7 protein-coding genes are annotated in these 7,180 nt (G+C 71.1%); 3 read left to right on the top strand and 4 right to left on the bottom strand.

The features are described from left to right. Nucleotides 1–45 precede the first annotated feature (45 nt). The 3 genes from ACWF94_RS28070 to ACWF94_RS28060 all read right to left on the bottom strand — a co-directional run bounded on the left by ACWF94_RS28070 (nt 46) and on the right by ACWF94_RS28060 (nt 3,344). The gene (locus ACWF94_RS28070; protein WP_453494296.1) at nt 46–1,029 is read right to left on the bottom strand and encodes a sigma-70 family RNA polymerase sigma factor; all 984 of its coding nucleotides are present in this window, start codon (nt 1,027–1,029) and stop codon (nt 46–48) included. A gap of 68 nt (nt 1,030–1,097) precedes the next feature. Further along, on the bottom strand, nt 1,098–1,730 hold the full coding sequence (locus ACWF94_RS28065; RefSeq protein ID WP_453494302.1) for a L,D-transpeptidase family protein: 633 nt from the start codon (nt 1,728–1,730) through the stop codon (nt 1,098–1,100). Nucleotides 1,731–2,012: 282 nt separating this feature from the next. Beyond that, complete coding sequence (locus tag ACWF94_RS28060; protein ID WP_453494293.1) at nt 2,013–3,344, bottom strand: MFS transporter; 1,332 nt, start codon at nt 3,342–3,344, stop codon at nt 2,013–2,015. A gap of 62 nt (nt 3,345–3,406) precedes the next feature. Here ACWF94_RS28060 and ACWF94_RS28055 point away from each other — a divergent pair, with 62 nt between their 5' ends. Then, complete coding sequence (locus tag ACWF94_RS28055; protein WP_453494290.1) at nt 3,407–4,495, top strand: LysR family transcriptional regulator; 1,089 nt, start codon at nt 3,407–3,409, stop codon at nt 4,493–4,495. A gap of 70 nt (nt 4,496–4,565) precedes the next feature. On the opposite strand, the gene ACWF94_RS28050 is transcribed toward ACWF94_RS28055, so the two are convergent. Then, a complete protein-coding gene (locus ACWF94_RS28050; protein WP_453494299.1) occupies nt 4,566–5,246 on the bottom strand; it encodes an alpha/beta hydrolase in 681 nt (226 codons plus the stop codon). A gap of 235 nt (nt 5,247–5,481) precedes the next feature. On the opposite strand from ACWF94_RS28050, the gene ACWF94_RS28045 reads away from it, so the two are divergent. Then, nucleotides 5,482–6,636 carry an adenosine deaminase gene (locus ACWF94_RS28045; protein WP_453494287.1) on the top strand — a complete coding sequence of 385 codons (1,155 nt, stop codon included), beginning with the start codon at nt 5,482–5,484 and terminating at the stop codon, nt 6,634–6,636. A gap of 123 nt (nt 6,637–6,759) precedes the next feature. Continuing rightward, the gene (locus ACWF94_RS28040) at nt 6,760–7,122 is read left to right on the top strand and encodes an ATP-binding protein (protein WP_453494284.1); all 363 of its coding nucleotides are present in this window, start codon (nt 6,760–6,762) and stop codon (nt 7,120–7,122) included. The last annotated feature ends 58 nt before the right edge of the window (nt 7,123–7,180 follow it).

Raw genomic sequence — 7,180 nt, 5'->3', positions numbered from 1 at the left:
GCCCTGAGCCCCCCGAGCCCGGCCGGGCGAGGCGTCAGGGCTCCGTCAGACAGCCTCCAGGCGGTCCGGCAGGTCGAAGAGCGGGAACCAGCGCTTGGTGTCCAGGAAGGAATTGATCCCGGCGATCCTGCCGTCGCGGATCTCCATGACCATCAGCGCCCAGGGCGTATGGCCGTTCCCGTCCTCCGCCGGGTGGTAGTGGGCGAACGCGGGCATGCCGTTGGCCACGGTCGGAATGAGCCGCGAGCCCCGGCAGACCGAGCCGACGCCCAGCATCCAGCCGACGATGTTCTCGTGGCCCTGGAGCCAGAGATCGTACGGGGGCATGGAGAGCGTGGCGTCGTCATGGAGGACCTTCTTCAGCGCCTCCATGTCATAGCCCTCGAAGGCCGCCACATAGCGCTCCAGCAGCTTGCGCTGCTCCTCGTCGAGGGGATCGGCCGCGTCGCTCGCCGCAGGCTCCGAATCGGCGATCGTCGCCCGCGCCCGCTGGAGCGCGCTGTTGACCGAGGCGACGGAGGTGTCCAGCAGCTCGGCCACCTCGCTCGCCTTCCACGCCAGCACCTCGCGCAGGATCAGCACCGCGCGCTGCTTCGGCGGCAGATGCTGGAGCGCGGCGACGAACGCCAGCCTGATCGACTCGCGCTCCACCGCGGTCTCCGCCGGGTCCGCCACCGTCGGCAGCACCCGGCCGTCCGGCACCGGCTCCAGCCAGGTCGCCTCCGGCCGGGCGCTGAGCTGCGCCTGTGCGACGGGCGTCGGCCCCGACAGATCCATCGGGCGGGCCCGGCGGCTGCCCGCGCTCAGCATGTCGAGGCAGACGTTCGTCGCGATGCGGTAGAGCCACGACCGCAGCGACGAACGCCCCTCGAACTTCTCGAAATTCCGCCAGGCACGGACCATCGTGTCCTGCACGGCGTCCTCCGCCTCGAAGGACGAGCCGAGCATGCGATAGCAGTAGCCGGTCAGCTCCCGCCGATACCTTTCCAGCTCGGAATCCAGGTCCTGCGTCATTGCCAGATCACTCATCGGTCCACCCCTGTAGCCCATCGGCACCAGCCCTTCGGAACCTACAGGAGGGCACTGACAATGGGGGCTCAGGTGCCTGGCTTACGCCCGTAGACGTACACGTCGTCGCCGTTTTTGAGCAGCTTCCAGTATGCCTTCGCGTCGGCGGGGCGCATATTGACGCAGCCCCCGGAGCCCGGCGGGTTCCACATCGACTTCGTCACCGAATGGAATGCCTGGCCGCCGTCGAAGAACTGCGCGTACGGCATCCGTACCTTGTAGATCGACGAGAAGTGGTTGATGCTCCGCCAGTAGATCTTCTTCGCGCCGGTCCGGGTCTCGGTGCCGTTCTTGCCGGTACGCACCGGAACCGGGCCGTACTTCAGCTTCTTGCCGTCCTGGATCCAGCTCAGCTGGCGGGTCAGGTCGACACAGGCGATCCGGCCCTTGTTGGTCGGGCACTTCCCGGCCTTGTTCGGGCTCTTCCCCGCCGCGTTCTGCTGGATCATCGTGTTCATCGTCTGCCAGGTCAGCGGGCCCGCGTACCCGATCGTGGGGGTGATCCCGTGCTTCGCCTGGAAGGCGCGGATGGCCTTGCAGTCGGCGACCGACTGCTTCCCGTCCACCGGGCGCCCGAGGAACTTCTCCACCTGCTTCTGGTACGGCCCCTTCGATGCCGTGCACGCGGGCGCCGCCTGCGCGGTGCCGCTGCCGAGTGCCATGGTCAGCGGGACGACCAGTCCCGTCAGACCGAGCGTGATTCCCGCTCGTCTGCCGAGCCGCCGTGTCCCCCGTACCCGTATCCCGTCCGCCACGATCCCCACTCCCCTCCGTGCACCGCCGCCGGATTACAGCGGTCTGACCATTTGACGCACGCCAAGGGGCCGGAGTTGTACGGAAGATGTCTCAATCGCGCTACGGACGGCGCCCGCGTTCCGTTCCGGCCGCCGCCCGGCTCCCCTCAGGGACGGCGCCCGGTCCTTAAGGCCGCCACCGCCCGGCCCTCAGGGACGGCGCCCGGTCGCGGCCCCGGCGGTCACTGCCCCGGCGGTCGCGACCTCGCCGCGCCGTCCCGCCGCCCGCGCCACCCGGGTCCCGTACAGCGTGATCGACACGACGCCGATGACCGCGAGCAGACCGAGGCCGACGGTGCCCGCCCAGCCGCCGGAGTGGAAGGCGATCGCGCCGAGCGTGCCGCCCGCGCTGCTGCCCAGGTAGTACGCGGACTGGTACAGCGCGGACGCCTGGGCGCGGCCCGTGGTCGCCGTACGGCTCACGGCGGCCGATGCGACCGCGTGCCCGGCGAAGAAGCCGGCCGTGATCAGCACCAGGCCCGGCAGAACGGCCGCCAGGGAGTCCCCCAGTGAGAGCAGCAGACCCGCCGCCGTGGTGGTCACCGCCAGATACAGGGCGCCGCGGCGGCCGAGCCGCCCCACGAGCCGTCCGGCGGCGGCCGATGAGACCGTACCGACGAGATAGACCAGGAAGATCGAGCCGATGACGCCCTCCGGCAGCCCGAAGGGCGCCGCGATCAGCCGGTAGCCGATCACCGTGTAGACCGCGCCGAACACGGTCATGAACAGGGCGCCGATCGCGTACAGCCGCAGCAGCAGCGGATCGGACAGATGCCCGCGCACGGTCGCCGCCAGCACCCGGGGGCTCAGCGTCCCGGGGGTGAAGCGCCGCGCCTTCGGCAGCAGCACCCGGAAGACCACCGCGCCCGCCAGCGCCAGCAGACCGACGGCGGCGAGCCCCGCGCGCCAGCCCCACGCCTGGGCCGCCCAGCCGGTGACGATCCGGCCGCTCATCCCGCCGATGCTGTTGCCCGCGACGAACAGCCCGATCGCGGCGATCAGCGCCTTCGGCCGTACCTCCTCGGCGAGATACGCCATCGCCGAGGCCGGCAGACCCGCCAGCGCCGCCCCCTGTACGGCACGCAGTGCCACCAGCGACTCCAGGTTGGGCGCGAACGGCACCAGCAGCCCGATCACCACCGCGACCGTGAGCGAGACCGACATCAGGGTGCGCCGCCCGAACCGCTCGGAGAGCGCGCTGAGGGGGAGGACGAACAGCGCCAGTGCGCCCGTCGCCGCGGAGACCGTCCAACTGGCCGCCGACGCGCTCACGCCGAAGTCGGCGGAGACGGCGGGCAGCAGTGCCTGCGTGGAGTAGAGGAGGGCGAAAGCGGCCAGGCCCGCCGCGAAGAGCGCGAAACTCATCCGGCGGTAGCCGGGGTGGCCGGGGGCGAGGGCTTCGGGGGCGGGGGGTTCGGTGGTGGGGTTCGCGACGGCGACGGCGCCCGGGGTGCCGGGCGCCTCGGTACTGACAGCAGGCATGCCACGAACGTACGACCAGCTTTTTCATGCGTCCAATGCATGAAACACCCATAATCGTTCCCATGACGCATCAGCGCAGATCAGGGCATCGGCTGTCATCAAGCGGTGACGAAAGCGCCATCAAAGACACCGGAAGCGCCGGAAGGACCGGAAGCGCCGGAAGCGCCGGAAGGACCGGAAGCGCCGGAGGCACGGCAGGGGCGGCAGGTACGGCAGGTACGGCAGGTACGGCAGGCACCCAGGACAGCCAGGACACCGCGCTGTTGCTCGCGCCCCGCCTCGCCCACTTCGCCGCCGTCGCCCGCCATGAGCATGTGACCCGCGCCGCACAGGAGACCGGAGTGCCGCAGTCGACGCTCTCGCGGGCCATCGTCCGGCTGGAGGAGGACCTCGGCGTGGCCCTGTTCGCCCGCCGGGGCCGCACCGTCTCCCTGACCCCGGCGGGCCGCACCTTCCGTGCCTCCGTGGAACGCGCCCTCGCCGAGGTCGAACGGGCCGCCGACTCCGTACGGGCGGACGCCGACCCGCGCGCCGGCAAGGTGGCCTTCGGGTTTCTGCACACCATGGGATCGGAGACCGTGCCGGGGCTGCTGCGGGCCTTCCGCGCCGACCACCCCCGTATCCGCTTCACCCTCGTCCAGAACTACGGCGAGGCCATGCTCGGCGGCCTGCGCTCCGGCGATCTGGACCTCTGTCTGACCTCGCCCGTCCCCGACGCGCCCGATCTGGTCGCCCGGCGGCTCGACGAACAGCGGCTGCGGCTGGTGGTCCCCGACGACCACCGGCTGGCACGCCGCCGCCGCATCCGGCTCGCGGAGGCGGCCGACGACGTCTTCGTCACCCTCGAACCGGGGTACGGGCTCCGCCGGATCACCGACGACCTCTGCGCGCAGGCGGGGTTCGTCCCCAGGGTCGCGTTCGAGGGCGAGGAGGCGGAGACGCTCCGGGGCCTGGTCGCGGCGGGGCTCGGGGTGGCGCTGCTGCCGCCGCCCGCGGTCGCCCGGCCGGGGGTGGTCGAACTGACCGTGACCGCCCCCAGGGCCGTCCGCGAGATCGGCGTCGCCTGGCTCGACGGCCACCCGGACACCGCACCCGTGGCGGCCTTCAAGAAGTTCCTGCTCTCGCGCCGGGGCCAACTGCTCCCGGACTGACACACGGCAGCCCCCGACGACGCGAGCCCGGCACGATCCGATCCATCAAGCAAGCCCTCAGGGACAGCCCTCAGCGCCGCAGCGACTTCCCGAACCCCGCCGCCAGCGGCATCCGCAGCCCCAGCGGCGGGGGAGCGGCCAGCGCGTCGGCCACCGGCCGCGAGTAGGGGTGGGGAAAGAGCGAGCCCAGCACGAAGTCCGTTGCCAGGGCGAGGACTTCGGCATGGTGCTGGCGCAGGGCGTTGCCGTCCGTATGGACCTCGAAACGGCAGATGTCCCGGTTAACCTTCTTGGCGCGCTCCGCCAGTCGGTACGACAGATCCGGGTCCGTACGCGCGTCATTCGTCCCGTGCACGATCAGCACATGCCGGCCCACGAGCTGCTTCACGGGCTCCTGGTCCGACACCGCGTCGTCGTCCGGCAGCCAGGGCGCCATCGCCAGTACGGAGCTGACCCCCGGGTGGTCAGCCGCCTGGAGGGCCGCCCGCCCCCCGAAACCGTGGCCCACCATGCACACGGGCACATCGCCGTACCGCCGGTTCACCTCGTCCGCCGCCCAGGAGGCGTCCACCGCGAGCTGGGCGTCCGCCCCGTTCCAGCCCCGGCAGCGATAGTGCACGGGGTGCACCACCAGACCCTCCGCGCGCCCCGCCCGCGCCAGTGCCCGGCCGAGCGGTCCGACCCGCGCCAGCGACCAGGCGGACGGCTTCCGCAGCGACTCCCGCTCGCCGTCCGGCAGGAGCAGCGCCACCGCTCCCACCACCGGGTCCGGGCCCTTCGACCGCCCTCGGTACGCCCGGCCCAGGCGAACCCCTCGCTTCACTCTGGTCGCCTCACCATCATCGGGACGCCCCGACCACCGGGGCAGTGCACGGTGTGCCATGGCAGAACAGTCTCAGAAGTGCGCGGGTACGCCACCCGTACGCGCAGTCACTGTTACGTATCGACCGGGCGCGATCTACGCGCGTAGGGGCTAGAGTACGCAGATGACGAGCCAGACCCTCAACACGCCCACCGCGGACCAGATCCGCCAAGCACCGAAGGTGCTCCTCCACGACCACCTCGACGGCGGGCTGCGTCCGGGCACGATCATCGACATCGCGGAGCGCACCGGCTACGGAGCGCTTCCCGAGTCCGAGCCGGACAAACTCGGCATCTGGTTCCGCGAGGCCGCGGACTCGGGCTCGCTGGAGCGCTATCTGGAGACCTTCGCGCACACCTGCGCCGTCATGCAGACCCGCGACGCCCTCTTCCGCGTCGCGGCCGAGTGCGCCGAGGACCTCGCCCAGGACGGCGTGGTGTACGCGGAGGTCCGCTACGCCCCCGAGCAGCACCTGGAGACCGGACTCACCCTCGAAGAGGTCGTCGAGGCCGTCAACGAGGGCTTCCGCGAGGGCGAGCGGATCGCCCGCGAGAACGGCCACCGCATCCGCGTCGGCGCGCTGCTCACCGCCATGCGCCACGCGGCCCGCGCCCTGGAGATCGCCGAACTGGCCAACCGCTACCGCGACTCGGGCGTCGTCGGCTTCGATATCGCGGGCGCCGAGGCGGGCTATCCGCCCACCCGCCACCTCGACGCCTTCGAATACCTCAAGCGGGAGAACAACCACTTCACCATTCACGCGGGCGAAGCCTTCGGGCTGCCGTCGATCTGGCAGGCGCTCCAGTGGTGCGGCGCCGACCGCCTCGGGCACGGCGTACGGATCATCGACGACATCCAGGTCGCCGACAACGGGCAGGTGCGGCTCGGCCGGCTCGCCGCGTACGTCCGCGACAAGCGCATCCCGCTGGAGCTGTGCCCGACCTCCAACCTCCAGACGGGCGCCGCCGCCTCCTACGCGGAACACCCCATCGGTCTGCTCCGCAGGCTGCACTTCCGGGCCACCGTCAATACCGACAACCGCCTGATGTCCGGCACCAGCATGTCCCGTGAATTCGAGCTGCTGACCGAGACATTCGGATACACGCTCGACGACATGCAGTGGTTCACCGTCAACGCGATGAAGAGCGCCTTCATCCCTTTCGATGAACGGCTGGCGATGATCAATGACGTCATCAAGCCCGGATATGCCGAGCTGAAATCCGAATGGCTGTTCAGGCAGACCGCCACGACCAGCGGATCTTCCCCTGGGGCGAGTTGATCGTACGAATACCGGGGCGGTCGGGAAAGTCAACACCCGGCCGTCCCGGTGTTTGCCACCCGCCTGGGGCGATGGCTAGCTTGCAGAGCCGCTCATATTCCCCGTCCCAAGGACAAACCCCTGATGAAGCAGTCTGCCGTCAAGACTCTCGGTGTCGCCGCGCTCGGTGCCGCTTTCGCCGTCACCGCCGCCGGTGCCGCCACCGCCGCTCCCTCGCTCCCCGACCCCGCCGCCCCGCTCGACACCGTCACCAGCGCGGTGCCCGTGCAGGAGACGCTGACCAAGCTCCCCGCCGGCGCCCCCGAGTCGCTGACCGGTGGCCAGGCCGCCCTCACCGAGAGCGTCAGCACCGTGCCGGGCACCCTCCAGGGCGCCGCGAACCGCGTCGCCAAGTCCCCCACCGACCCGGTCACCAGCCTGCTCGGCGGACTGCCCGTCGGTGACCTCACCGCGGGCGTGCCGCTCCTCGGTGGCCCCGGGCACTGACCCTCCGGCGTCTGCCGTCACTTCCCCCCTGGGACGGCAGGACGACACAGCAGTGGGG

Source organism: Streptomyces sp. NPDC055078, assembly GCF_053607985.1.
The sequence above is the reverse complement of the archived record's forward strand: the minus strand, read 5'-3'. Positions and strand labels throughout refer to the sequence as shown.

Excerpts from the sequence above, each read along its gene's own strand:
- ACWF94_RS28070 (WP_453494296.1), bottom strand. The coding sequence starts at position 1,029 with ATGAGTGATCTGGCAATGACGCAGGACCTGGATTCCGAGCTGGAAAGG.
- ACWF94_RS28065 (WP_453494302.1), bottom strand. The coding sequence starts at position 1,730 with ATGGCACTCGGCAGCGGCACCGCGCAGGCGGCGCCCGCGTGCACGGCA.
- ACWF94_RS28060 (WP_453494293.1), bottom strand. The coding sequence starts at position 3,344 with ATGCCTGCTGTCAGTACCGAGGCGCCCGGCACCCCGGGCGCCGTCGCC.
- ACWF94_RS28055 (WP_453494290.1), top strand. The coding sequence starts at position 3,407 with ATGACGCATCAGCGCAGATCAGGGCATCGGCTGTCATCAAGCGGTGAC.
- ACWF94_RS28045 (WP_453494287.1), top strand. The coding sequence starts at position 5,482 with ATGACGAGCCAGACCCTCAACACGCCCACCGCGGACCAGATCCGCCAA.
- ACWF94_RS28040 (WP_453494284.1), top strand. The coding sequence starts at position 6,760 with ATGAAGCAGTCTGCCGTCAAGACTCTCGGTGTCGCCGCGCTCGGTGCC.